The following is a 25,292-nucleotide window of genomic DNA, read 5'->3' on the forward strand; positions in this document are numbered from 1 at the left end:
TAATGCTTGGATATGCTGTAGTAGCAATGGTTAGAGGTATATTAAGGCTCTCCTTTCTGGGAAGACCAAATTGCTCCTAAGTTGCTTGATGGTAAGAACGTCATCATCGCAGCCCATGGTAACTCATTACGTGCCTTAAGCAAGTACATTGAAAACATCTCTGATGATGATATCATGAACTTGGAAATGGCTACTGGTGAACCAGTTGTTTATGACTTCGATGAAAAATTGAACGTCTTAGGCAAAGAGAAGTTAGGCAAATAATCAGCCGATTATTTACTGATTTTATAAGAAGCGCCCGCTTAGTGGGGGGCGCTTTTTTATGGCCCAAAATTCGGCTAAGTTGAGATAACTTAGGATAAGTTTGGCAATTAATGACAAATTCGGACGCTAGTGGACGCTAAATGGGCACTAGCAATTAAGATTTAGGGACGCATGGAGTTGACTGAAATAGGTACCCGTGAGCCCCCGTAGCATCCGCGGGAATGCGAAGCGTAAGCGATTGAATAAGAAGACAAGAATTGATAGGGGTATTTGAATACATGAGTGAAGCAACAAATGCAAACGAAGTTACACAACGCGAAATGATCCGGATTATTGGCTTGTTTCGCAAGAACGGTTTTAAGGGCGAATACGTCAGTTTCCAACATGTCGTTGACGAAGGGGCTAGTTACTTCGTCGTGATGTCAGATGAGAATAACGGAACACAAGGCTTGTTTAAAGCAGACTTGTTAGCTGGGACGATTGAATTCCAGTATATGTTGGATGAAAATCATGAAGTTGCTAAGTAAATAGAACGAGTTGAAGGGATGGCTGTTGCTATCTCTTTTTTTGATGCATATGAAGACTATCAATATTAATTTGAAAGCTGGTATACTTTGCAATGACTTTATAAAGTGTAGAATCTATGACTGTCGAGATAAGCTTGAATAAGCCGAGAAACCAGTAAAGACGATTGAATTCTAATATATGCTGAATGAAAATCATGAAGTTGCTAAGTAAACAGATTAATTTGGAAGGGATGGGTAACACCATTTCTTTTTTAGTACGACGAATTTACAATTGAAGCGCAACATTAATTAAATGAAGCAGAAAGTTCCCTCAAGCTAGGATTAGCGATTCGTATTGTAGTCCTAAATGGGATGCTTACTGAGCCAAATGTAATTATGGGTTGCACCTTTTCAGTGGTACATGCCCCTGATCGTATCAATTGCCGCTAAATACCCGGTTTGCAAAGCTTTAGGCGCTAAAATTTGGACATTGGTTCCGAGGGACAATAAATATTGAATCATATAGTCGTACTCATCTTGGTTGTAGCCACCGAACAAATAGTCCTGACCATCAATGCATTCAAGCTGCATGTTCGTATAGTGGTTACGCTGCACGATTTCACGACCACGCGGGGTGAGCTTGCACCGATATGCAATATTATGATGTTGTTGGTCATAGGCTATTTGGCGTTGTTTAAGATCCTCATAACTAAGCTGGGCCGGTTGCTCAGTATCGGTGAGCGCAGTCACCGTATCGCAACGAATGATTTCCCAGTGTTGCGTCGTGAGATTCACGCCACTGACGAACCAGACACCGTTACGGAAAAGCAGATCGAATAGCTGAAATCGTTGTGGCGTTTTGGTGGCTTTCAGCTGTAGCGCGACTACCGTTTCATTCAAAATGGCGTTTAACAGTGGCCGCAAAAGTTTGGGCCCATCGAGATTAGGAATTGTATAGTAATTGACGACTTCTTGCAATCGGGTCACTTTTTGTTGCTCAGCCAGAGGTAAGGTGGCCATGAGCTTTTGATAAATCGTGGTGTAGGATTTTTCGAAGGGGATCGCTGATAGTAGACTTAGCGCTTTGATGGCAAAAAAGAGGGCGTTGATTTCTTGAATATTTAATAATACGGGAACCCACAGTTGGCGTTTGGTCAGCTTATAGCCGCCGTAACGGCCGGGTTCAACGTAAAAGGTAAGTCCTAACTGTTCTAAGGATTGAATATCACGCAGGGCAGTACGTTTTGAAATGTTAAAAGCGGTCATTAAGTCGTTGACGTGGAACTCATTTTTGTAGCTCAAGAAAATTAACTCTTGGTTTAAACGTTCAGAACGGTCCATTTGAAATTCCTCCACAAAAAGTTTTCAATGGTGACGATGATTGGCACCTTTGACGCTTAGTATAGACCTTGTTGAAAGATAAAAGAAATGAGGACTAACTAATGATGAAAACTTTATTGATTAATGCGCACCCTGATTTTCGTAACGCCGCCCACTATTCTGTTCAAATGGCACAAGACTTTTTGGCCCAGTTTCGGACCGCTTTTCCGAACGAGACCGTCGACGTTTTGAACCTATACGATACTGAAATTCCGCAAGTCACGACTGCAGAATTGCTGGGTGTGTGGGAAAAGCAAACAGTGCATGTTAGCTTGAGTGCTGCAGAACAACATATTTATGAGGTTAATCAGCGGTTACTGGCCCAGTTTAAAGCACATCACCGTATTGTCATTGCAACGCCGCTGCATAACTTTAACGTGACGTCGAAGTTAAAGGATTATATGGATAATATTTTAGTCGCACGCGAAACATTTCGGTACACGGAAGCTGGCTCAATTGGTTTAATGACGGACAATTACAAAGTAATGTTGTTACAGGCTAGCGGCGCTATTTATACTCGGAATGACCGCTACACGCCGATGGAATTTTCACGGCTGTATTTGGATAAAATGTTTACTGAAATTATGGGCTTTGATGCCTTTTACATGGTTCGGATTCAAGGTACCCAGACACAAGGCGTCGATATTAGCCAGGCGGTTAAAGCTGGGCATGCTGAGTTGACGGCGGCGTTTCTTGAATTTTATCAACAGCTTTAATTGGTTTTATTCTGGACGGTGCTGACATTTATAGTGTGGCATAAGATTTATGTGGAGTCGGAAGTTTTACTCGATAGTAAAAGTATGAAAGAAAAGTCAGTCTTATCAGAAAAATTTTTGAGATTAAAAATGAAATCCGGATAAAATGCGTAACTAATAATTATCGTGGTAAAAATCATGAAAAGATAATTATTGGGGGAGATCTGATTTGAAAAGCGTAAAGTTGATTAGTTTGGGATTATTGTTAGTCACAATGGGGACTGTTTTAGTGGGATGTAGTATTGAAAACAAGTCGTCAAGCGCTGACTATGCAACGAGCAGTTCCGTGGCAGAGTCTGCTACTAGTTCATCATCAGCATCTAGTAAAGCAGAAACAGAATCATCCAAGCGAGAATCCAGCAGTGAGAGTAGTCAGTCAGCTAAGAGTCAGGCTAGTAGTTCGAGTGCTAGTTCAGCAAGTGCTGCTTCTAGTGCGACCGCATCAAGCACGCAGGAGTCAGCTAGCATGGCATCTAGTCAGTCGCAGCCCGCACCCATTCAAATCCCGAGTCGGTCAGGGGCGTCGACTGCTGGTGATCAGCGGGTTTGGGGAAGCCGGCGGACTAAGCGATACTATACCCCTGCACAAAATTACCGTGGCTTCCGGCCACATAATGCGGTTCCTTTTGAAAATGAGGCGGCAGCCCAAGCGGCTGGGTACACTCAGGCCTCTCGACGTTCGCGGTAACCGGACTTTGTCATTATTAGTGTGGCAGTAACGAGATTCAGCTTTCAAACGAGGACCAACCATGTTATTATTAACAGGTAGACGTTACCCATGGTCGGGTATGTTCGAAAATCCTGACAATTGCGTTGTGAGGTGATTAGCTCTCGGATTGTAAAATTCGAGAGCTTTTTTGCGAGGTAACAAGACTTATTCAGTGTGAGCTAGTATTGTAGAGCTGAATCAATGAATTGGAATGTCTTTCAAAATAAAATAAATACATCGTACTACATAGATGCTAAAAAACACGGTCCGTCCCTTATCAGGATGAACCGTGTTTTTGGCGACAATCGTTTCAAAGAAACCAGTCGCGCAACCGGTCTGTAATGCTGTTACGAAAATTGCTGTACCAGGTTGGATTGGCGGTACTGATTTCGTCATATAGGCTGTCATTCATTTTTGTCAAAATAGTGGCTAACTGGTCTAGCTCGGTGTCGCTCAAGCCTTTTAAGTAGGCTGGGACTTTTGCCGATTCTTTGCCGGCACTTTTTCGGCCGGCGTCGGTCAGGCGAATGATTGTCTTGCGGCGATCAGTTGTCGACTTTTCTTTAGTCACTAAATGCTTTTTGACCAGTTTATTCACAAATTCGGCGGTGGACTGCGCCGTTAGGTTCAAGCTAGTCGCGAGATCTTTTTGTGAGAGCCCGTCGGTTTGGGAGAGCGCCAACAGAATTTTACCTTGGCCTTGAAATAGTGATTGGTGTTCACCCTTGTCCGCGTGCGTGCGGTGATAGATTTCATCGGCGGTGTGCTTGACCATATTGAATTCGATCAATTTACCAGCCGCGTTTTTTTGTTTAACTAAATTAGGCATCAGAATCGCCTCCATACAGCCATTATACCTGACAATGTTTTGAAATGGCATCCAGAATTTTGCCGAAGTTGTTGACAAATTAATCAGGGGGCCTTATGATATATTTTGTTCAGGGGGACCTGATTAAAAATAAAGCGCAAGAGGGCATTGCTATGACAACAGTGAAAGCAATTGAAGTGAGTCATTTAACTAAAAAATTTGGCAATAAGACGGTCGTTGATGATATTTCGTTTGAGGTACAACCGGGTGAAGTTTTCGGTCTCTTGGGTCCCAACGGTGCGGGTAAAACGACGACGCTACGGATGATAACGACGTTACTGAAGGCCGATGCGGGCCAAGTTAAAATCTTCGGTCACGATACGGTCAAAGAAGGACGATTGGCGCGGTCGATGTTCGGGTTGACGGGCCAATATGCTTCCGTAGATGAAGGACTTTCGGCGCGGCAGAATTTGATGATTTTCGCCCGTTTAAATGGGCTTTCACGTCAGGCCGCTAAGCAACGAACAACCGAATTACTGACAGAATTTTCATTAGAACATTCGGCGGATAAAGCGTTGAAGAATTTCTCAGGTGGAATGCGGCGTCGGCTGGACTTAGCCGTTAGCTTGATTACTCGGCCAGCACTTATTTTCCTAGATGAACCAACGACTGGCCTAGATCCACGGACGCGCACGCAGATGTGGACCACGATTCGCCAGTTAGTCCAGCAAGGGTCAACGGTTGTGCTGACCACGCAATATCTTGACGAGGCGGATGCCTTAGCAGATCGACTCGCCGTCATCGATCACGGTAAAGTAGTGAAAATGGGGACACCAGCGGAATTAAAGCAACAAGTTGGTGGGACAAAGTTAGCCTTTACGGTCAATGAGCAGACAGAAGTGGCTGCCGCAGTGAAACTATTGGCCGCGCAAGTGTCTGGGGCCGTTCAGCAAACTGGTCAGCAATTGCGCGTTAGTTTGAAACAGCTCGCGCAACTGACGCCAATTTTGACGGCACTAACTCAAGCTAAGATTACAATCAGTCAACTATCGGTGCAAGAACCGTCGCTAGATGATGTCTTTATGGCGTTGACTGTCGGCAAGAATTAAGAAAGGGGTCTGCAAGATGGAAGTACAAACACACAGAGGTAATGTTTTAATGAATACCGCAACGATGGCTTATCGCAACTTATTGAAAACCGTGCACAATCCTGATCAATTTATGGACGTGATTGTGCAACCGGTGATGTTTATGCTAATGTTTGGCTACTTATTTGGCGGCGCGATTGCTGGCGGGGTACACGCGTATCTACCGACGATTGTTCCCGGAATTTTGATTCAAACGATGTTGTCAGCGTCCTCTGGTTCCGGGTCACAAATTAGAGAGGATCTTGATTCAGGGGTTTTCGACCGGTTCAAATCTTTACCGATGGCGCACATTGCCCCACTTGCTGGCCAGCTCTTTGGCGATATTTTACGCTTGATCATCGCGACAATCACGTCGTTGACGACGGGTTATCTCATGGGTTGGCGTCCGACGGTTGGCTTTGGTTGGATCATTGTCATCGGGTTGTTAGCCATTTTAACGGGATGGGCCTTGTCATGGCTGTTTGCGTTAGTGGGGTTATTAGCTAAGAGTGCCGGCGCCGTTCAGAGCTTTTCATTGATTACAATGCTTGTTTTGTCGTTCATGTCGAATGCTTTTGTACCGTTAAAGTCACTGACGAAACCGTTACAGGTCATTGCCCACTTGAATCCCGTGACTTATGTGATTACCGCGATTCGTCAAATCTTGGCAACGGGGAGTTGGACTCACGAAGCCTTGTTGGTTTTAGGTTTTGATATTTTGATTGTAGCAATCTTTGCGCCACTTACGGTTTGGGCGTACGACCGTAATTAGCGTGAGTGTTGGTTAGAGTGACAGACGGTCGAGCTAAAAAAGTGCATCGGTCTCATAGAAGCTTAAATGACGAGCCTAAGCAGTACAGTTTTCTGACTTAGTTTTACTTTATGAAGCAAGTGTATTTAAAACAACGTACGCAAAGTTGAATTTAAACTAAAAGAAACAGCCATCATTTTTTCGATGGCTGTTTCTTTTAGTTTGTTCCGAATGATGATTAGTTCTTTCGCCGATGAATTGCGCCGGCCCAAGCGATTAGACTGCCGAATAGGGCAAATCCAAGTAGTGAGCTACCACGGCGTTCATTGGTCTTTGGTAAAGTTGCGCTCTTTGAAGTTGAAACTGGGACTAATTTTTCGACCGGTTGCGGTGCCGTTAAATGAATCAGGTCACCTTGGGACTGGTTATCGGTTCCTGGAACTGTCGTCGTTGGTTTAGTTGGTGTTTCTGGATCAGGCTGTCCAGGGTTAATCTTGTCATCGTCCGTAGTGATGGTCTCGTAAACATAAATGACTTGGACGTCATCTTTATCAAAAGTCCCACTGGCATTAGTCGGTGCCTTTTTCAGCCGATAAGTGTCGGAGTCGTTCAAGGCTTGTGTGCGATAGGCGGTCCCGACTTGTCCTGTGAGAACAGTTGCAGGGGCGATTTGAATCCCGTCTTCATCAACGTGAGTGACGATGACTCGTCCCGTAGTTGCTGGCGTTACTGGTGGGGTCACAGCATCTTTACGATAGATGAAGATGACTGTGGCATTGTTTTCAGCATATTGACCACTAGCTGAACCGACTGTGGATTGATAAGTGTGACCCGCAATTTTCGGCGCAGTTAGCGTGTAGTCTGTGCCGACTTGACCAGTATGAACATCGTTGGGCTGTAATGTTTGGCCGTTTTCATCTTGATATTGAACTGTGACATTGGCTGTAGCAATATCGTAAATAAAGGTTACGTCAATAGGGTCCTCGGTATAGGTCCCGGTGGCATTACTGGTCGTTGAATGATAGTTATAACCCAAGATTGTTGGTGCTTTGGTTTGATAGTTCGTGCCGACTCGACCAGTTGTTTGCGTGTCTGCCTGAATTGTTTTACCCGTCGTATCTTGATAATGTGTGGTGACGGTTGAGTTCACTTCGTCATAAATAAAGGTGATCTCAATTGGATCTTCAGTGTACGTTCCAGTAGCGTTACCAGTTGTTGAACTGTACTTATAACCAAGCAAGGTTGGCGCCTCAAATTGATAGTCCGTACCAACTTGTGCCGTGGTTTGTGTATCCGCTTGAATCGTATTGCCAGCCTTATCTTGATAATGCACCGTGACGGTTGAAGTTGTCATATCATAAACAAAAGTGACGGTTTGTGCTGTATCCGAAAAGGTTCCAGTTGCGTTTTCTGGGGTGTTTCGTAAATGATACCCAGCGATAGATTTGACTGGTGCTTGATAAGCGTCACCCTCAAGACCAGATAGAATCGTGTCTTCAGCTAAAGGTTTGTTATCAGTATCAACATACTTGACGGTCACATCTTTAGCATAATTGACAATAATGTAGGGCGTGAAAATATCCGCAATTTCATTACCGGCGCTGTCTTTAAGCGCGGAAACTAAGTAATAGGTATACGGATTTTGGATCACTGAAAACATGTTAGGATATGGACTAACAGTTGGGCCAGGCATAATTTGATTGTAAGTAACTTGATAATTGATTTGATCGCCAGTTAACGTATTGGACGCACCACTGTAATAAAGTCGGGCAGTTGGATTTTTATCGTTGCCTGGAACGTCAAAGACAATGCGGCTTAAACTGCCAGTAGTCTGTAAGTTAAGTGTGACACCTTTTGGCGGCTTGACTGGGTTCGTTAAGCTGTACTGACCAGTTGTTGGCACTCGAACGACATCTTGGTAGATGAGTTGGCCACTGTAGTAGAAATATTTAGTATACTGTGCCGCGTTTAAAGAAGAAAAATCAGAAATTTGGTTATTGGCTAAGTTCAAATCAACTAGCTGTTTTAAGTTAGCGAGTGGCGTAATATCTGAGACCCGTTGGCCAATTAATTGTAGTCTGGTTAAGTTTGTTAATGCTGCCAACGGCGTGATGTCGGTAATATCAGCTTGCCAGTGTACATTTGGTGTATTGAGATCGTTCAATAAATTTAAATCGGTGATATTAGTCGCATATTCCAGTCCAGTTAGTGAAAATGAGGTTTTGCCATCAATATAAGTAGAAAAACCAGAAGCATCTAATTTCTTGAGGAATAATAAGTCCTGCTTGGTAATGTCATTGACACTCGCCCAAGTTTTACCAGCGTCACTTCGGTTTAAGTTACTTAATACCATTTGCTGTAAGGTCTGATTGGGCATCCAGTCATTAATATTCTCGTCAACTCGAACGGTTGCTCGAGATTGAACCGCCGCCGGACGGATGACCGTATTTTGTGGTGCTGTCGGGGTATCGTTGACTGGCTGTGGAGTTGCGGCGGTAGTTGTTGCATTAGTGGTATCAGTGGTTGGCACTTCAGTGGGTTTTGGTGTTGTGACAGCCTTCTTGTCGACAGCGTTGCCAGTTGGCACAGTTGTCTCGTTTTTTGAAGCTGATTGTGAGCCCTGATTGTTAGAACCACTGACTGTGATAGTGTTTGTGTCAGTTTTCGGTGTGTTGATTGTGGGTTCAGCGGGACTCTCAGGTGTCACTACTTTATTGGGAGCGGCTTCCTGACGAAGCGTCACGGCCTTTTCAGTTGTGGAGACAGTGACGGTGCTAGTTTGTGGCTGATTTTCATCAGTTGACGTTGTCGTTGCGGCCTGGGCTAATTGATCGTGCCAAGCGCCGAATGCCAGAACTGAAGTGGTGATTCCGGCAACAAGCCACAACTTACCTTTCTTATACATGTGAAAATGCTCTTTTTGAGTAGACATAATTATTTCCCCCATGGATTAATAAACGATTGCTCAAATACATGATTAGAATGGGTTACTTGATTAAATTAGGATTCACGTATATTGTTGACTGGCGATTAACTTAATTAGGTCGGCATAAAATTAACCGGGTCGACTTTATCACTTGTTTAAAGATGAACCGATTAATAGTGAACTCCATTCACTTTTTATATTATCATAAACGTTTGACGTATTCACCATTTAATAGTTAATATGTTTAAATTTATGTTTGAAAATTTAAAATAATCAAAAGAGTAACAGTCGCAAACTACTTAGATCAGAATTTTGGGTCCAATTGAACGACTTAAGTGACGGAGTCAACAAAAAAATTTCAGAGTACCTGAAGTTCCATTTTTTATCTGTGATTAGGTAGTTAATTATTAGAGTGTCAAAAGTGATGATAAACCTGTTTTGGGTAAGCGTATAAACTGGCAAGGAATCATCCTAAAATGTTTGTTTTAATGATATTGAAATTCCAAAATATTTAATACAAAGCACTTGGGTATTACTAATTTGATTAGTAAAACCTGATATACTGGTTGGAAAGTTAAGAACGGGGTTTTCGATAGTTGTAATGCTAGGCGCGCACTTGTGCCACGCCAGCATCATTAAGTCTGATAAAGAGTAGTCTGATGTCTTTTTTTACCTGTATTTTGTAAAGGTGACCGTAGTACGCTAATGTCATTACAAAAGTGTTTTTAGTTATGATATTATAAAATTAACAAAAAATTCTTTCAGGAGAACGACTATGAAAACCGATTTGAAGACTGCACGACAAACGTTGAAGGCTGAGAGTAGGGCTTATCAGGTTTATAGTTACTATCTAGCGATCCCTATTCTTTTTATTGGAACTATGATTGTGACTTATTTTGGTTACAGTAATAATAGTATCGGCGTGGTGATACTGGTTTTAACGATTTTTGCACATGTAGGCGCTAGCAAATTAAAACTCGCGTCAAAACGGAAGTACGTGGCGCCAATTCTAATGTATATTGCAAATGTCATTGCATTGGTGCTAATGCCAGTATTATTCAGCGATATGTCGGCTGGCGGCAATGGGGATAGCTATTTTGCGCTGATTGGACTAATTGTTGTTCCAATTGAAATCATCACGATTATTTTCTTCTTCATTAGTGCGCATGATCTCAAAAAAGCTTATCCAACCATGAAACAGGATACTAAGCAAGCACGTGAAACGTATAAGCAGTTGAAGCAAACTAGCAAATTAAATTCATAAGAAATTCAAGAGTCTGGGACAATACCCCAGGCTCATTTTTGTCATTCCTAATATTTATAGTCGAAACGTGGAACAGAAGATCACGAATGCAACAGAGCTACGAAAGTCAAACGATTGAAAATGCCAATCATTCGACTTCCTAGGCTATGCTCGGTAGCAGACCGATTTTTGTCCCACTCTCTTTTTGTTACTGAAGGTAGTGATCGTTACTCGGTAGAACAATAAGGATATTGTTCATTTGTGAACTATATTATTTTTAGCGAAATTCGATTTTAAAGTTAGCTAACGTACTGAAAATATAGACATTTTACTAATTTTGTAAAGATTTAATTCAAAAACGCCTTTGAACTTTGTGCAAGATTGAACTACAATAAAAGCGTAAACAAAAGTGATCCATTGCTTGGTTTGTTTGGCTGATTTTGATGTTGAGAGTTTCAAGGAGGTAATATCATGAGTAGTCGCGATACAGCAAATGTTTTATGGTTTAATGAATTACATCGTGAGGATGTTAGCTTAGTTGGTGGGAAGTCTTCTTCGTTGGGAGAAATGACCTCTTCAATGGATGTGCCGGTACCATACGGTTTCGCCACCACTGCCCGGGCTTATCGTTATTTTATGGATAAGACGGGGTTAAACGATAAAGTTAACGCGTTACTTAATGGTATTGTGGACTACGAAGATTCGGACGAATTGCATAAAACTTGTGAACAAATCCGTAACTTAATCGTTGGTGCCACAATGCCAACCGATTTAGCAAACGATATTCAAAAAGCTTACGTTGATTTGGCCGATAAAATGGGTCAATCCGATCCCTTTGTCGCCATCCGTTCCTCCGCAACGGCCGAAGATTTACCGAATGCCTCGTTTGCTGGTCAACAGGAATCTTATTTAAACATTAAAGGTGCTGCTGACGTAGTTAATCGAGTTCAACAATGTTATTCGTCACTGTTTACAGATCGGGCGACTTATTATCGTCATAAGCAACAGTTCCCATATGAAAAAGTTGCCTTGTCAGCTGCCGTTCAAATGATGGTCTTCTCAAAGGCTTCAGGGATTATGTTCTCTGTTAATGTTGCTAATGGTGATGATTCTAAAATTGTGATCGATGGGATTCGTGGCTTAGGCGAATACATCGTTTTAGGTAAAGTGACGCCTAACCACTTTGTTGTGGACAAAGCTTCACTTAAAATTGTTGAAAGAAATGTGGTTAAACAACCAGTTGAGTTGATGCGGGTAGCCAATGGTGGGACGAAAGAACAACCAGTCCCCGCTGAACTACAAGATAAACAAGTTTTGACGGACAGTCAGGTCATTGAGTTAGCTGGGTATGCGAAGGAAATTGAAAAGCACTACGGTTGTTACATGGATATGGAGTACGCTTTAGATGTGAATACTGATCGGCTTTGGATTGTTCAAGCTCGTCCAGAAACCGTTTGGTCACAACGCAATAAAGGCAAAGCTAGTGATACTGGAGATGATAACGTGGTTGCAGAAGCGGATGCAAAAGTTGTTGTACGTGGCTTGCCAGCGAGTCCCGGTTTAGCAACAGGGGTTGTGCATGTTATCGATAGTCCAAAAGATATCGACAAGTTCAAGCAAGGCGAAATCTTGGTTACCTTGATGACCTCGCCTGACTGGGTTCCTGCAATGAAGAAAGCGGCTGCGATTGTCACGAATAATGGTGGAATGACCTGTCACGCGGCGATTGTTTCACGGGAAATGGAAATTCCATGTATCGTTGGGACAGAAAGCAAGCATGTTGCGGCAACTAGTGTCTTAAAGACCGGCGATATCGTCACGGTTGATGCTAAAAATGGGGTTGTTTATCAAGGTAAAATCGAAAGTATGCTCAAAAAAGCCGCTCCAGCAACGCCAGCTGGTGGACAAGTCGTTGCGGCTGAAACCTTTGCACCAACTGCAACTGGTGTCATGATGAATTTGGGCGACCCAGACTTAGCTGAAAAGTATTCATCATTACCAGCTGACGGGATTGGGCTCATGCGTGAGGAATTCCTCTGGACCACTTATATCCATGAGCATCCGCTCTACTTGATTGAAGAAGGTCACCCAGAAAAGGTGGTCGACATGTTGGCGGACGGCATCTCTAAGGTTGCTCGGGCCATGTCACCACGGCCAGTTGTGTTACGGCTCTCCGACTTCAAGTCGAGTGAATACCGGAAACTCAAAGGTGGCGAAAAGTTTGAACCGCACGAACCAGCTGATTTGTTAGGCTGGCGGGGTGCTTCACGGTATTACGATCCGAAGTACATCAATGCCTTCAAACTTGAATTAGCAGCCGTCAAGAAAGTTCGGAATGAATTTGGTTTGAAGAATCTGAACGTCATGATTCCATTTGTCCGGACCGTTGATGAAGCCCAAAAAGTGACTGATATCATGAAGGGTGAAGGCCTGGTTCGGAATGCGGACTTCAAGGTTTATATGATGGCTGAAATTCCATCAAACATTATTTTAGCGGACAAATTCAATCAGTTCATTGATGGTTACTCGATTGGCTCGAACGACTTAACGATGTTGCTCTTGGGCTGTGATCGGAATAATGACACGGTTGCTAGTCTCTTTGACGAACGGAATCTCGCGGTTAAACGTGCGATTCGCCACTTGATTAAGACGGCGCATAAGGATGGTAAGACGGTTTCAATTTGTGGGCAAGCACCGTCTGAATTCCCTGACTTCACAAACTTCTTGATTCAGAGTGGCATTGACTACGTTTCCGTTAACCCAGATATGGTCAAGGAAACGAAGCGCAACGTGGCTCACTTTGAACAACGGATTATGTTGGACAAAGCTACGGGACGTGGGCTACAAGATCCAACGGACTATGATTGGGAATAAGCTTTAAAAATTAGATAAATCATAATTTGAATCGCATCTGCCAACTGGTGGTTGCGATTTTTTGGTGATTTTGGAAGACTGTGCGTGTTCTGTAATGTGCTATGATGATTAGGAAGTCAAAAATTAGGATGGGTGTTAAAAATGGATTCGGACTTAAAAAAGCAGTTATCAACACTATCAATGTATGAACGCGCAATTCTCATGTTCTGCCTGCGTGCTTATTTTAAGAGTGGTAATTATCAAAATGAACTACCTTTAGGCGAAATGCTACCGGATGTGGCGGCAATCTTCGATGTTAACCCGACGGTGACGGTTTTTGCGAAATTAGAAGCGCTTCAAATGTCAGCGGCTAATGGTCCCAAGTTGGCAGTGAAAGTTTTTGATTCAATGACTTATGAGAAAACTGGCCAACAATTGGTCACGGTTTTGAATAAGCAAGCGGACTTAAAAGCCTTACTTGAAATTGTTGAAAAGTAGTTAGGCACCATTAAGATTGTCGTTGGAAAGTGATTTTTAACACTTCGGCGGCTTTTTTCGTTAAGTTGGTTTGCTGGAGCAGCTGAGTAATTAATTTCGGTTGTTTGAGAACTGCTAACTTGCCTCATAGAAGCTTTAACAAATATGTTTTGGGGGAGATTATGTTACAGAAAAATATTGTGAGGAATACTGATAATAATTTTAAAATGGGCTTCGAATTCATACTGGATCCCAATGGTTACATTGAAGTTTATACAAATGAAACTGCTGTCAAAATATATTCGCTAAGTGATGATATACCAACTATTGTTAAAGTAGTCGTTGATGTGCGCCTGATTAATGAGTATGTAAAGAGCGGTTTTCATCATCCGAAAAGACTAAATCAGTTTGACTCGCTAAATAAAATGACAATTGGTAACAACGAAATAGCACTTCACGGTCCATACTCAATCTATTATGCAGATGTCGATCCGTTTGTGAGTACATTTCCGAGAATATATATAATATCAAGCAATGTTTAGCTTAGCATGCTTGTAATTATAGATTGGGTTGTCTGTTCTGATCATAAAAATAAGTCAAGATAATAGAATTTGAATCTAATCTTGGCCTTTAACTTTTTTAAGAAGCTCAATACACTGTAGTTGCTGTTCGTTTGGGATAAAGGATTTACGGACTGCCATTTGCATATAGCAATTGATGGCTTGACTGGGTTGAAGTGGTATTTTAACCACATTGGAACTAATTGAAACGGAACCGTCAATGACAAAACCGATGCCGAGATTACGTGCAACTAGTTTTTCCACGAGCTGGCTGCTGGGAGCCTCGTAAATGATTTTTGATCTAACGTTGCTTTGTAGACAGTAACGTTCCAAGGCGGAGTTTGGTAGTGAATGTGGTTCACGGGCAATTACTGACACTCCCTGTAAATCAGTGGCTTGTATCAGGTCTAAGTGACTGAGGGGATGTTGTGTGTTTGCAAGAACACACAGTGGGTGTATTTCGAGTGGAAAGACTTGTAAATCGTCAGATTGTAGTGGCTGCAGTGAAGAAAAAATTGCTGCATCAAGCTTGTGATGACGCAATTTTGTGAGTAATTGTTCGGAGATGGACACTTCGGTTGTCACTGCCTGCAACAGGTTATGGTGGGCAAAAGTTTCGATGACTCTTGGAAGCCACAGCCCACCAGCCACATGTGAAAATCCCAAGCGTACCTTTTGGTCTTCTGCATGTTTGACTTCTAGGTCGACTTGGGCGAATTCTTGAATGAGTTTGCGAGCCTTGATATATAAAACCTGACCAGCTGCGGTTGTGATTAGACGTGAACGGTGATCTTGATGGGTCATAAGTTGGGTAGCGTATTTCTTTTCTAATCGTTTTAAAGCCGCGGAAATTGCTGGTTGGGTTACCTTAAAATGTTTGGCAGTTGCCGTGTAATTGCCGCTTTCAACAAGATGACAAAAGTATTTTAAATCACGCTCATTCATCAAAAAAACCTCCTCTAAACTAAGTTAAGTATAGCCTAAATTAGTTTAGAAGCGGTTTTTATTTCGTTAATTATAACTACCAAATTCCAATGACTTTGGTCCATAAGAGACCACCGCCAAGCCAGATGATATTGAAGATAACTCCAATTAAAGCACTTAATTGCCACCATTCTTTATTGGTCACATAACCGGTGCTGGAGAAGAAGGCTGCCGTGCCGGCGGAATAGGGGGTGGTTGACAGGTAGATTGAGCCACAAAATGCCAGCAATAAAGCAGCCAACGTTGGTGGCACGCCTGTTCCAATGGCAACCGATAAGAAACCTGCGTATAAAGCGGAAATCTGAGTAGCGATACTTGGGAACATGTAATGTAGATAGAAATAAGCAAGAAAGAGGATAATGATGACAAAAATCCAAGGCATCCCATGTAGCGCATGACCCAAGACTTTGGAGAACCATGGGAAAAATCCTAGTACCATCAATTTTTTGGACATTAACATGATAATGGATAACCAAGTTAAAATATTCCAGGCAAAGCTTTCATTCAGCATATCTTTAGTCGTAATGACCCCGGTGATTAAGAGAATTGCAACGGCAATGAAACTGACTTCCGTTGCGTCGATGCCGAAGTGGGCACCAGCAAGCCATAAGAAAATGGCAAGGATAAAAGTCGAACCCATGATCTTTTCACTCATAGTCATTTTGCCAATTTCTTGAAGACGTGCATCTGCCCATGCATGCGCATTGGGCGTTGATTTGATTTCTGGTGGATAAACTTTGTATAGCACAAATGGAATAATTAGTAGCGAAAGCAAGCCGGGGACACTTGCAGCCGCAAACCATTGAAGCCAAGAAATGGTGATTCCTTGGGTCTTAGCAAATCCTAGGGCAATCATGTTGCCAGCTAATCCAGTTAAAAACAAGCCGGAAGTCACGTTATCAATCTCGTATTCATTAAAAACTAAAAATGAGCCGAGTTTGCGTTGAGTCCCGTCTTTAGGATCGGACCCCATCTCGTGAGATAGGTTATCAATGATGGGATACATAATGCCGTTTGCACGGGCATTGTTACTAGGAATACCAATAGCCAGTACGGTGTCGACCGCTGACAAGGCATAGGCTAATCCTAAAGTGTGCTTTCCGAAGAGTTTAACGAATACGTAGGCAATCCGTTTGCCTAGTCCGGACTTGATGAAACCAGCGGCCATGAACATGCACATGGCAATTAGCCACGCAGTAGAATTCCCAAAACCGGCGGCGACTTCATCCATAGAAAAAATTCCAGTTAATGTTGCAATGGTGATCCCAATCAAAGTTGTGCCCATCATTGGGAGTGGTTTTGTGACACAAGCAATGATGGTTGCGATGAAGATGGCGAATAAGTGCCAAGCAGTCGGACTGATTTCGGCTGGCTTGAATGGTGTCAATAGCCAAATGACAATTCCGAGAATCAATGGCAGGATGAAAGCTTTCCAATTAATTTTATTAAGCATAATGTGGACCCCTCTGTGTGACGATTCAAATAGTGAAGAAATGGAATACCTACAGATGGCGCAACCGTCGCCATCAAGCTTGATAATAAATTCACATGAATGGACATATGCACACGGCTTTTTGAACTTTCACGTTGTATCATAACTTTTATTTTGTTTCTGTCAATGACTAATCTAAAAAATAGAGCGGATAATTAGGACGAAATCAGTTGAAAATACTGTTAAATATGTCTAAATCTAGCATACTAGGCATTTGGCTTGATGAGAGGACGCCACATAGTTAAGGGATAATCACTATGATAATTATAAATATTATTGATGATTATCAAACTATTATTTCGCTTGAGTAAGCGCTTTATGCACTTAGTATTGACAATTGCACTTTAAAAAAAGATGAATTTTGACCGTCATGACAATCTTTTTGACAGGATAGCTAAAATTTCACATTGTTTTTTTCTGAATAGTGGTTATATTGACTTTGTGAACAACCACACGCTACTTTTTGAATTTTACGTTTAAAAATAAAAGGACTGTTAACTATGAAGTTAGTCGCAATCGTTGGTACAAATGCTGAGAAATCTTATAATCGTGAATTACTACATTACATACAACAGCACTTTAGCTCAAATGTCACGATAACGGTGGCTGAAATTGATCAAGTGCCACTGTTCAAAGAACCACAGGCGGATGATGTGTTGCCAACAACTGTTCAAACGTTAGCAGCACAGATTGAAGCTGCGGATGGCGTCATTATTGGGGTGCCTGAATATGATCATGCAGTTCCAGCTGCACTTAAAAGTGTGATTGAATGGTTATCTTGCACGATTCATCCACTAACTGGTAAACCATTAATGATTGTCGGGACATCATTGGGAATTCAAGGAACTTCTCGCGCACAAGATGAATTACGCTTAATTTTAAATGCGCCAGGCGTTGATGCCGATGTGTTACCTGGTAATGAATTTATGTTGAGTTTTGCGCCCAAGGCCTTTGATGCTGATGGCAATTTGGTCGATCAACGCACAGTGAGTTTCTTGGAAAGTTGTTTTGCCCATTTCACACAGTTAGTGAAAATGCAAAACGGCGCTGCCACGTTGAAAGTTAACTGGCAAGGAAGTTATGATGTTATCGTGCTCGGCTTTGGTGGTGCAGGCGCTTCAGCAGCTCGTTTTGCGGCTGATCAAGGTGCGCATGTGTTAGTCGTCGAAGCCGCACCTTATGGCCGTGAAGGTGGTAATACTCGTTATTCTGCACAACATGTCGTTATGGGCAACGACTTAGATCAATTAACGGACTATTATCATGCTTTAGGTGCACCATTTACAACGCCTGAAAAGACTTTGCAGGCATATTTACGCGGGATGAGTCAAATCCCAACTTATTTTAAAAAGTATCTTGGGATTAAGGCAGTTAGTTGGAAGCGTGATATTAAACCTGGTGATGCGGTTGCGGTCAAAAAGACTATGGCTGAATATCCTGAATTCAAAGGAAGCGAAACGGTTGATTTTGCGTTAGTTCATAAGCGCGATATGGATGCTGGATTATGGAAAGTTTTACGGCAAAAAGTCATGGAACGCACAGATAAAATCGATATTTGGCTCGACTCACGGGCACAAAAATTGATTCAAGAACCCGGTACTGGCGTTGTTCGTGGGGTGCAAATCAAACGTCATGATCAAGTCTTAAATATTCATGCCAACAATGGGGTCGTTTTGGCGACGGGCGGTTTTGAGAATAACCCTGAACTTGTGCAAACATACTTGCACAGTGAACATTTAACGCCACTTGGAACGTTATATAACCGTGGTGATGGGGTCAAAATGGCGCAAGCCGTTGGCGCAAAAATGTGGCACATGGCCAATTACGAGTCTCATGGCGTTTTGCCGGGTTTAACTTTTAAGGAAGGTCCCAACAAACGTGGTCGTCAACTCAATTGGCCATTATTGAAGCAAGGAAGTATTTTGGTAACTGCCGATGATGGGACTCGTTATTTCCCAGAAGATTCACCACACCGGCATGGTCATATTCAAACACATGGGTCATGGCTGATTCCAATGAAGAATCAACACCCATATTTGGTCTTTGACCAGACACAATATAATGATTTCAAACGAGAACTCAATGAAAATGGTCGGCTACCTTATCCAGAGTTTATGAAAAAACTGATTTCCGCAACGTCCCTTACGGATTTAGCGGTACGAATGTCGGTCCCGGCTGAAAACCTGAAAATGACTGTTTCCCGTTTTAATCAATTCAAAAAATTAGGTCAAGATTATGCCTTTGGACGCCATCCCGAAAGCATGCGTTGTTTTGATAATGGCCCATACTATGCGATTGCGGTTGCGAATGATGTTTTGAATACGCAAGGTGGACCACAACGCAATGAAAATGCCCAAATCTTGAATACCGAAAATCAACCAATCCCGCATCTCTATGGGGCTGGTGAACTCGGTGGGATTGTCTCAAATTGTTACCAAGGCGGTGGTAATCTGACTGAGTGCTTAGTCTTTGGTAAGTTGGCCGGTGAAAATGCGGCAGCCGTCAAAGCCGATGCAGACGAGGTTAATGCTTCTGATGCGAACGGTGTCAATGATATTGCTGATGCGGAAAAGGCCGCACAAGTTACACTTGGCACTGACCAGTATTTAGGTAGTTCAAATAGTGGGCTTGGCGGTAAAATTACCGTGCGGGTCACATATCGTCAAAAACAGATTGAAAAGGTTGAGGTAATGCAACACCACGAAAGTGAAGATGTTGGCTTGGTAGCCGTTGAACAGTTGCCAAAAGCGATTGTAGCGGCGAACTCGGCTGATGTTGATGCGATTTCTGGGGCTTCTGCTTCCAGTCGTGCAATTAAAGAAGCGGTTCAAGATGCATTGAAACAGGTTCATGCCTAACAGTTTGAAATAAATAACGTCATAAGTGTGCTGGGCAAGGTTGTCCGGGACACTTTTTGACGTTTGGGCTACAATGAAATTAAGTCAGTACGAAGTAGTTAGTGTAAATTGAGTTTTAGAAAGTGCAATTGTTAATGAAAACGCGTTTATATACAAAAGATGTCAAGTTAGTCTTGGCAGCTAGTTTTTTCTTTTTAATGAATCCCATGTTGATCAATCCGGTTATTGCCGGTTTCGCTACTTCGGTCGGGGCCAACAGTTTATTGGCTGGTGTCGTTGCCGGAGCGACTAATTTAACGTCATTACTATTACGACCAGTGGCGGGTAATTTAACGGATCGAGTTTCCAAATATCATTTAACGCTTGTGGGTGGCAGCCTGTTTGTAATTGCTAGCGTGGGTTATAGTCTAACGACGAATATTCAGTTAATTATTATTTGCCGGATTATTACTGGGATTGGTTACACGCTCTGTTCGGTTTGCATGGCAACCTGGATGGCCAGTCTGTTGCCGGCGGATCGTATCGGTTCGGGGATGGGAATCTATGGCCTGGCTAACGCCATGGGGATGGCGGTTGGGCCAGCATTAGCGGTTTATTTATACGCCCATTTCAGTTATCAGCTGGTCTTTTGGACCTCGGCGGGGTGTAGTCTACTCATGTTGATCCTGATTCAGTTTGTGGGTAATCGCGGAATTCCGCGCTCCGTTAAGGCCACTCAGGCGGTCAAACGGTTTCGAATCGTGCAACCGAAAGTGATTCCGGTGGCCATAATTTTAATGCTGTTTTCGTTGCCTTATTTTGCGACCCAAACCTATATTGTGAGCTACATTGCTCAGCGGCATTTTTCAGTCTCGGCTGGAGCATTCTTTCCCGTCTATGCCATCATTTTACTTGGCTTGAGATTGGGATTACGTGATTTATTTGATCGAGTACCATTCAGTAAATTTTTCTGGATTTGCCTAGGCTGTAATCTCGTTGGGGTATTGGCACTCATTGATTTGAACAATTGGCTAATGTTAATTATTGCGGCACTGGGGCTGGCTGCTGGCTATGGATTGATGTACTCGATTTGCCAAGCAAAGGCGCTGACCTTAGTTCCTGACAGTGATCGTGGGCTAGCGAACAGTACTTTTTATATTGGGATTGACCTAGGCATGACACTCGGACCAATGTTTGGCGGTTTGATTAGCACACTTTTACCATGGACATGGTTCTACCCAGTGATGATGATCACGTTGCCAGCGGTTGTGCTAGTTTATTGGTTAAACCGACGTGACTTGGCGTAAAATTAGTTGGTTCAATGATTGTTGAGACACACTGTAGGCAGGATGATCGATTTTAGCGTCAGTACGCGTTATTCTTAAATCGGGTAGTTGTTTGATGAAGGAGAAATGAAAAATGACCACTATTAAATTAAGTGATGCTTTTGTTGCACTATTGGCACGTAAACAGTTGACGGATAAAAATTTAGTTTTAATAACGGATGACGGTGGTGGCAAGTACTCTTTACAGGGTGGTGCTTGCTCGATTGGTACGAAATTCACGATCATTGTTCTGGATCAACCGGATGCAGATTATTCAATTAGACTCAATAATGCGCAGGGAATCCAGTTATGGACGTCCAATTATGATTTAATGTTTTTGAATACTGGCGTGGCTTTGGATTATGATCAAGGTCGTATTTCAATTAAAGATGATGCGCATATTTTGGATCGCGCAGTTCAAATTGCCGATGGCGCAACGGTTCTTGCCGCCTTTAAGCAAGGTGTGATTGCTCATAGCGAGTCATGTTAATCGGTACGTATTTTTTATACTAGTAATCAAAAAGATAGTCGACCTCTGAAGTCAAATGTGATTTCAGAAATCGGCTATTTTTCTTGTTTTATGACTAAAATTAGAAACGTTTACGGGCGAGATAACTAATGGTAATTAGGCCAAGTAGACCCATAATTAATCCGAGTTGACTTGCTTTTTCACCAGTTGCCGGTAATTTCTTAGCGGCACGTTGTTGGCTTGTGCTGACAGTCGGTTGAGGCTGTGTTGTTGGTTGTTGTGAACTAGATGCGACGGTCTTAGCGGGTTGAGGTGTTTTACCAGGATTAATGGTATCACCGGTTTCGCTACTGCCAGAATTGCCCGCAATGACATGCAGTTTCACAATTAAGGTTTGACCATCGCTAGTACTCAAAGTGACTTGATAACTGCCGACTTGCTTGAGGTTAGCTTGGCTAAGGTCAACTTTAACGTCAATTGCGTGGCCGTCTTTATCTTTGGCGCTGGCTTTGAAATCGCTGGCGGTTGGAGTTGCACCGTTGACGGTCATCGTGTAGTCTTGCCCGGTTAACTGCCGTTGATCTTGACTGGTCGACTGTTTTTGATAGTAGTAACTAACGGTTTGAGCTTGTGCGCCGAAGGTACCAGTTGGCTGGCCGGTCGTTTTGACATGAGTGTAGCCGGCAATTGTTTTAGCAGTTGTCGTGTATGCAGTATTCAGATCACCAGTTAATGTTGTGCTGGCAGCGATTGACTGCCCGGATAAGTCCAAATAATTAACGATCACCTGACCCTGATTGGCTGTCTGCTTAGTGTACGTTAAGGTCACTGTTGGTGTAGTCGCTCCAAATTTGCCGGTTAAGTCACCATTGGCCTTCTGATATTGATAATTCGTGAAGGTTGGTGGTGTAATGGTATAAGGTGTTTCAATTGTCCCGGATAATTGGGAATCTGGGGCGAGCGTTTTACCGTCAGCTGTCTGATATTTAACGATAACTTGTCCTTGTTTGTCGGTAGTCGCTTTGTAGGTTAAATTAACCGTCTGGGGTTCTTTCGTGAAACTGCCTGATAAGGCACCATCAGCATGTTGGAACGTATAGCCATCGATATTGATTTGGCTAATCGTATATGGCGTTGCCACGTCGCCAGTGAGTGTTTTGGCAGGCGCTAAGGCTTTGCCTTGATCATCCAAGTAGTTGATTGTGACGGTACCTTGAGTTGTCGCTGCCTCATAAGTGAGGGTGACAGTTTTGGGTGTTGTGGTATAGGTCCCGGTTAAGTCACCAGTCTTGAAAGTATAGCCAGAAATGGCTTTCTTTTCAATGGTATAGGAATTGTCAACCGGCCCAGTTAGCGTGGTGGCGTCGGCGGTTTTTTTGCCGTTGTTATCGACATAATTGACCGTTACTGTCCCTTTAGCGGCGTCTTTTTGATAAATGAGATTAACGGCGCGGTTCGTGGTGGTATAAGTACCGGTTAAGTCACCGGATTGATAGCTGTAGCCATCAATTGATTTTGGCTCGATGGTATAAGCACTACCGAGCTTACCGGTCATAGTTTGTGGTGCCGCGATACTTTGCCTATCAGCATCTAAATAATTAACGGTGATGCTACCCTCAGTGGGCTGTGACTGGTATCGTAAGGTGATCGTTTGAGCAGTTCCGCTAATCGTGCCAGTTAATGGTGTATCATCTTGGGTTCCCTGGTAAGAATAATTATCGATGGCTGGTGGCGTGATGGTAAAGGGATCATCAATGGAACCAGTAATAGTTGTTGCGTCCTTGATATCCTTGCCAGTATCGGCATCGACATATTTGACGGTTACCGGTTGTGAAGCTTTGGGTTGCCAAACGAAAGTGTCGGTTGCTTGGGTTTTAGTGCCATCATAAGCATCCACCAATTGGCTGGTTGTGAGTACTTGGTCGCCATTAGGCTGACTGACAGTTCCTGTGCCAATATTTTGCCAATAGCCGGTGTATTTGTTGGTTTCAGTGATTGACGGCAGGCCAGTGCCAGCAAGAGTAGAATAGGGGCCAAGTTTTAGTTCTTTTAGGACACTAGCGTAAGTGAACATTTGCCGGGTGCCACCATATGAATTACCTAATTGGCGCATGTCAAACGATGACATGTCGATTTTTTGTATTCTGGAAAAAGTGAACATGCTTTCCATGCTGGTAATATGGCTCGTGTTTTCCCAGCCAGTTGTATTGATTGCGTTAGCCTGGAGTTGATAGCCAAAAGTTGCTAAATTAACTTTGGCAGCTTTGAAGTTCCAGCCAGATAAGTCCAATAAGTTGAACAAGCGGTTGCCGTTCTCATCAAGGGCACCTGTGCGCGAAAAAGCCATCGAGGCGCTCGTTAACGAACTGACATCCCAGCCACTCAAGTCAAGTTTACCAATTAAAGCGGTTGCAAAAAATGTGCGGTTAAGAGTTCTGAGGTTACTGGTTTGCCAGCCCTCGATTCCAGTCAAATCTGTTAGCTGTGAATCCGTTGAGAAGAGATCATCCATAGAAATTGTTTGGCTGGTATCGACCTTTTCAAGACCATCAATTTGAGTGAGGTTTGATAACCCCGCGAATAGTCCGGCGGCGTATGTGTTAAAGGTGACTGGGCCAGTAATTTCAATCTTGGTGATTTGGTCACTGTAGGCAGCCCAAGGAGAGGTTTCGGCGCTATGGCTTGCAAAGTCACCAGGACCAATGGTTAGGGTGCCATCTTGTAAGGACCACTCACTTGATCCAAATTTACCTGTAATAGGATCAGCAGTAGCTGCTGGTGCTTCGGCCAAAGCCATCAAACTGAGATTCGATGTTAATGGTGCAGTTGGCGAGGTCGTTAAAGACGTATTGGTCAACGGCTGGTTATCCAAAGTGTCAGCACTTACTGGAAAGCACTGGCTTGTCGTCATAAGTCCGAATCCTAACAGAACTAGGCTAATGAGGTGCCATGAGTGCTTGAACAACGGTTTAATAGACATGATTTTACTCCTTTACAATTAGTAAGTATATTTAATTATCATTATTCAATTTTATTATAATATGGTTCCAAACCCCTGTATACCGGTACTGTATCAGGGGTGTGAACTAATTTTGAAATGAATGCCGCTATGTCAATGTTTATGCAGCCTATTTGTTTATATATTTCGTTAATTCTGATGAACATATAAATTGATTTAATGTTATTGAGCTACTATACACTTGGTGCTAGTTGACTTAAATTGCCACTCTGGTTGGTCCAGAATCGGCTGGAACGTAGTGGCCGCGTTTGGAAGCCAAAGTGCGGTCTTCCAAGCCGGGCTTTATCTAAGTCGGAAAATCACCGACCAAGATAAACGACACCACTGAGCCAATTCTGGCCCGCCCGGCGTTATTTAACGAAAATTAACGCTTATCTATTGTCGACCATAAATTGAGCCGAAAGGTTGGTTCCTAAAATGCTCAGCCGTGTCGTTGGCCTTAGTGCGAGTGGTCTACTCGGACTTAGACCAAGGTCAGTTTTGAAGACCGCTTTTTGGCTTCAAAATGGCCCACGGCGTTCCAGCGTTTTAGGAACCAACCGGCAGGTGGCAATTTCAACTAGCACCAAGCGTAGCTACTATATGTTTTGCGATAGTTAACATCTGATGCTGATTGATTTTTAGTCGCTTCATTTTTTAGAGACTAGGTTATTTTACAACCAATATTTTTTTATTTATTTTTACACCTACTTCAAAGTACGAACCAATTATTTTAGCGCTTACATTCATACTTACATAGCAATCACTGAAACCGGTTCGATTGAGACCAGACCACTAGGCGATTATGAATAAGCCTCGTTTTAAAAT

Annotated in this window: 18 protein-coding genes and 1 pseudogene; 13 read left to right on the forward strand and 6 right to left on the reverse strand. The window is 42.9% G+C overall.

Annotated elements, in window-relative coordinates; translation table 11 throughout:
• Positions 1-51: 51 nt before the first annotated feature.
• Together FFM64_RS08920 and FFM64_RS08925 are read left to right on the forward strand one after the other, a co-directional pair.
• Positions 52-264: pseudogene (locus FFM64_RS08920) on the forward strand (2,3-bisphosphoglycerate-dependent phosphoglycerate mutase); the annotation flags it as partial.
• Positions 265-542: 278 nt separating this feature from the next.
• On the forward strand, positions 543-791 hold the full coding sequence (locus FFM64_RS08925) for a hypothetical protein (RefSeq protein WP_137607667.1): 249 nt from the start codon (positions 543-545) through the stop codon (positions 789-791).
• A 390-nt stretch (positions 792-1,181) separates the two neighbouring features.
• Here the strand turns inward: FFM64_RS08925 and FFM64_RS08930 are convergent, their stop codons facing one another.
• Positions 1,182-2,111: a helix-turn-helix transcriptional regulator gene (locus FFM64_RS08930; protein ID WP_137607668.1), complete on the reverse strand. Its 930-nt coding sequence runs from the start codon at positions 2,109-2,111 to the stop codon at positions 1,182-1,184.
• A 101-nt stretch (positions 2,112-2,212) separates the two neighbouring features.
• Here FFM64_RS08930 and FFM64_RS08935 point away from each other — a divergent pair, with 101 nt between their 5' ends.
• Together FFM64_RS08935 and FFM64_RS08940 are read left to right on the forward strand one after the other, a co-directional pair.
• Positions 2,213-2,866 carry an FMN-dependent NADH-azoreductase gene (locus FFM64_RS08935; RefSeq protein ID WP_137607669.1) on the forward strand — a complete coding sequence of 218 codons (654 nt, stop codon included), beginning with the start codon at positions 2,213-2,215 and terminating at the stop codon, positions 2,864-2,866.
• Positions 2,867-3,074: 208 nt separating this feature from the next.
• Positions 3,075-3,593 carry a hypothetical protein gene (locus FFM64_RS08940; protein ID WP_137607670.1) on the forward strand — a complete coding sequence of 173 codons (519 nt, stop codon included), beginning with the start codon at positions 3,075-3,077 and terminating at the stop codon, positions 3,591-3,593.
• A 331-nt stretch (positions 3,594-3,924) separates the two neighbouring features.
• On the opposite strand, the gene FFM64_RS08945 is transcribed toward FFM64_RS08940, so the two are convergent.
• Positions 3,925-4,443, reverse strand: coding sequence for a MarR family winged helix-turn-helix transcriptional regulator (locus tag FFM64_RS08945; RefSeq protein WP_137607671.1), 519 nt, complete (start codon positions 4,441-4,443; stop codon positions 3,925-3,927).
• 152 nt (positions 4,444-4,595) lie between these two features.
• On the opposite strand from FFM64_RS08945, the gene FFM64_RS08950 reads away from it, so the two are divergent.
• Positions 4,596-5,531, forward strand: coding sequence for an ATP-binding cassette domain-containing protein (locus tag FFM64_RS08950; RefSeq protein ID WP_137607672.1), 936 nt, complete (start codon positions 4,596-4,598; stop codon positions 5,529-5,531).
• Positions 5,532-5,547: 16 nt separating this feature from the next.
• Positions 5,548-6,321, forward strand: coding sequence for an ABC transporter permease (locus FFM64_RS08955; RefSeq protein WP_137607673.1), 774 nt, complete (start codon positions 5,548-5,550; stop codon positions 6,319-6,321).
• Positions 6,322-6,538: 217 nt separating this feature from the next.
• Here FFM64_RS08955 and FFM64_RS08960 read toward each other — a convergent pair whose 3' ends face one another.
• A complete protein-coding gene (locus FFM64_RS08960; RefSeq protein WP_171000360.1) occupies positions 6,539-9,232 on the reverse strand; it encodes a MucBP domain-containing protein in 2,694 nt (897 codons plus the stop codon).
• 769 nt (positions 9,233-10,001) lie between these two features.
• Between FFM64_RS08960 and FFM64_RS08965 the strand changes: the two genes are divergently transcribed.
• The 4 genes from FFM64_RS08965 to FFM64_RS08980 all read left to right on the forward strand — a co-directional run bounded on the left by FFM64_RS08965 (position 10,002) and on the right by FFM64_RS08980 (position 14,341).
• Positions 10,002-10,490, forward strand: a complete 489-nt coding sequence (locus FFM64_RS08965; protein WP_137607675.1) for a hypothetical protein — start codon at positions 10,002-10,004, stop codon at positions 10,488-10,490.
• 450 nt (positions 10,491-10,940) lie between these two features.
• Positions 10,941-13,343 carry a phosphoenolpyruvate synthase gene (gene ppsA, locus FFM64_RS08970; protein ID WP_137607676.1) on the forward strand — a complete coding sequence of 801 codons (2,403 nt, stop codon included), beginning with the start codon at positions 10,941-10,943 and terminating at the stop codon, positions 13,341-13,343.
• 141 nt (positions 13,344-13,484) lie between these two features.
• The gene (locus FFM64_RS08975; protein ID WP_137607677.1) at positions 13,485-13,820 is read left to right on the forward strand and encodes a hypothetical protein; all 336 of its coding nucleotides are present in this window, start codon (positions 13,485-13,487) and stop codon (positions 13,818-13,820) included.
• 161 nt (positions 13,821-13,981) lie between these two features.
• The gene (locus FFM64_RS08980; RefSeq protein ID WP_137607678.1) at positions 13,982-14,341 is read left to right on the forward strand and encodes a hypothetical protein; all 360 of its coding nucleotides are present in this window, start codon (positions 13,982-13,984) and stop codon (positions 14,339-14,341) included.
• 75 nt (positions 14,342-14,416) lie between these two features.
• On the opposite strand, the gene FFM64_RS08985 is transcribed toward FFM64_RS08980, so the two are convergent.
• Positions 14,417-15,304, reverse strand: a complete 888-nt coding sequence (locus tag FFM64_RS08985) for a LysR family transcriptional regulator (protein WP_137607679.1) — start codon at positions 15,302-15,304, stop codon at positions 14,417-14,419.
• A 76-nt stretch (positions 15,305-15,380) separates the two neighbouring features.
• Entirely contained in the window at positions 15,381-16,796 is a 1,416-nt protein-coding gene (locus FFM64_RS08990; protein ID WP_137607680.1) for a DASS family sodium-coupled anion symporter, read from the reverse strand.
• 539 nt (positions 16,797-17,335) lie between these two features.
• On the opposite strand from FFM64_RS08990, the gene FFM64_RS08995 reads away from it, so the two are divergent.
• From FFM64_RS08995 to FFM64_RS09005, 3 genes are all read left to right on the forward strand, one after another.
• Positions 17,336-19,693 (forward strand): FAD-binding protein, encoded by a 2,358-nt coding sequence (locus FFM64_RS08995; protein WP_137607681.1) that lies wholly within the window; start codon positions 17,336-17,338, stop codon positions 19,691-19,693.
• A 134-nt stretch (positions 19,694-19,827) separates the two neighbouring features.
• Positions 19,828-20,979: an MFS transporter gene (locus tag FFM64_RS09000; RefSeq protein ID WP_137607682.1), complete on the forward strand. Its 1,152-nt coding sequence runs from the start codon at positions 19,828-19,830 to the stop codon at positions 20,977-20,979.
• 112 nt (positions 20,980-21,091) lie between these two features.
• On the forward strand, positions 21,092-21,487 hold the full coding sequence (locus FFM64_RS09005; protein WP_137607683.1) for an iron-sulfur cluster biosynthesis family protein: 396 nt from the start codon (positions 21,092-21,094) through the stop codon (positions 21,485-21,487).
• A gap of 100 nt (positions 21,488-21,587) precedes the next feature.
• On the opposite strand, the gene FFM64_RS09010 is transcribed toward FFM64_RS09005, so the two are convergent.
• Positions 21,588-24,377, reverse strand: a complete 2,790-nt coding sequence (locus FFM64_RS09010; RefSeq protein WP_171000362.1) for a MucBP domain-containing protein — start codon at positions 24,375-24,377, stop codon at positions 21,588-21,590.
• Between the last annotated feature and the right edge of the window lie 915 nt (positions 24,378-25,292).

The organism is Lactiplantibacillus daoliensis, assembly GCF_005405005.1.
Classification (GTDB): Bacteria; Bacillota; Bacilli; order Lactobacillales; family Lactobacillaceae; genus Lactiplantibacillus; species Lactiplantibacillus daoliensis.

Bases quoted from the DNA above. Each gene is read 5' to 3' on its own strand.
- FFM64_RS08925 (WP_137607667.1), top strand. From the start codon at position 543: ATGAGTGAAGCAACAAATGCAAACGAAGTTACACAACGCGAAATGATC.
- FFM64_RS08930 (WP_137607668.1), bottom strand. From the start codon at position 2,111: ATGGACCGTTCTGAACGTTTAAACCAAGAGTTAATTTTCTTGAGCTAC.
- FFM64_RS08935 (WP_137607669.1), top strand. From the start codon at position 2,213: ATGATGAAAACTTTATTGATTAATGCGCACCCTGATTTTCGTAACGCC.
- FFM64_RS08945 (WP_137607671.1), bottom strand. From the start codon at position 4,443: ATGCCTAATTTAGTTAAACAAAAAAACGCGGCTGGTAAATTGATCGAA.
- FFM64_RS08950 (WP_137607672.1), top strand. From the start codon at position 4,596: ATGACAACAGTGAAAGCAATTGAAGTGAGTCATTTAACTAAAAAATTT.
- FFM64_RS08955 (WP_137607673.1), top strand. From the start codon at position 5,548: ATGGAAGTACAAACACACAGAGGTAATGTTTTAATGAATACCGCAACG.
- FFM64_RS08960 (WP_171000360.1), bottom strand. From the start codon at position 9,232: ATGTCTACTCAAAAAGAGCATTTTCACATGTATAAGAAAGGTAAGTTG.
- FFM64_RS08965 (WP_137607675.1), top strand. From the start codon at position 10,002: ATGAAAACCGATTTGAAGACTGCACGACAAACGTTGAAGGCTGAGAGT.
- ppsA (WP_137607676.1), top strand. From the start codon at position 10,941: ATGAGTAGTCGCGATACAGCAAATGTTTTATGGTTTAATGAATTACAT.
- FFM64_RS08975 (WP_137607677.1), top strand. From the start codon at position 13,485: ATGGATTCGGACTTAAAAAAGCAGTTATCAACACTATCAATGTATGAA.
- FFM64_RS08980 (WP_137607678.1), top strand. From the start codon at position 13,982: ATGTTACAGAAAAATATTGTGAGGAATACTGATAATAATTTTAAAATG.
- FFM64_RS08985 (WP_137607679.1), bottom strand. From the start codon at position 15,304: ATGAATGAGCGTGATTTAAAATACTTTTGTCATCTTGTTGAAAGCGGC.
- FFM64_RS08990 (WP_137607680.1), bottom strand. From the start codon at position 16,796: ATGCTTAATAAAATTAATTGGAAAGCTTTCATCCTGCCATTGATTCTC.
- FFM64_RS08995 (WP_137607681.1), top strand. From the start codon at position 17,336: ATGAAGTTAGTCGCAATCGTTGGTACAAATGCTGAGAAATCTTATAAT.
- FFM64_RS09000 (WP_137607682.1), top strand. From the start codon at position 19,828: ATGAAAACGCGTTTATATACAAAAGATGTCAAGTTAGTCTTGGCAGCT.
- FFM64_RS09005 (WP_137607683.1), top strand. From the start codon at position 21,092: ATGACCACTATTAAATTAAGTGATGCTTTTGTTGCACTATTGGCACGT.
- FFM64_RS09010 (WP_171000362.1), bottom strand. From the start codon at position 24,377: ATGACGACAAGCCAGTGCTTTCCAGTAAGTGCTGACACTTTGGATAAC.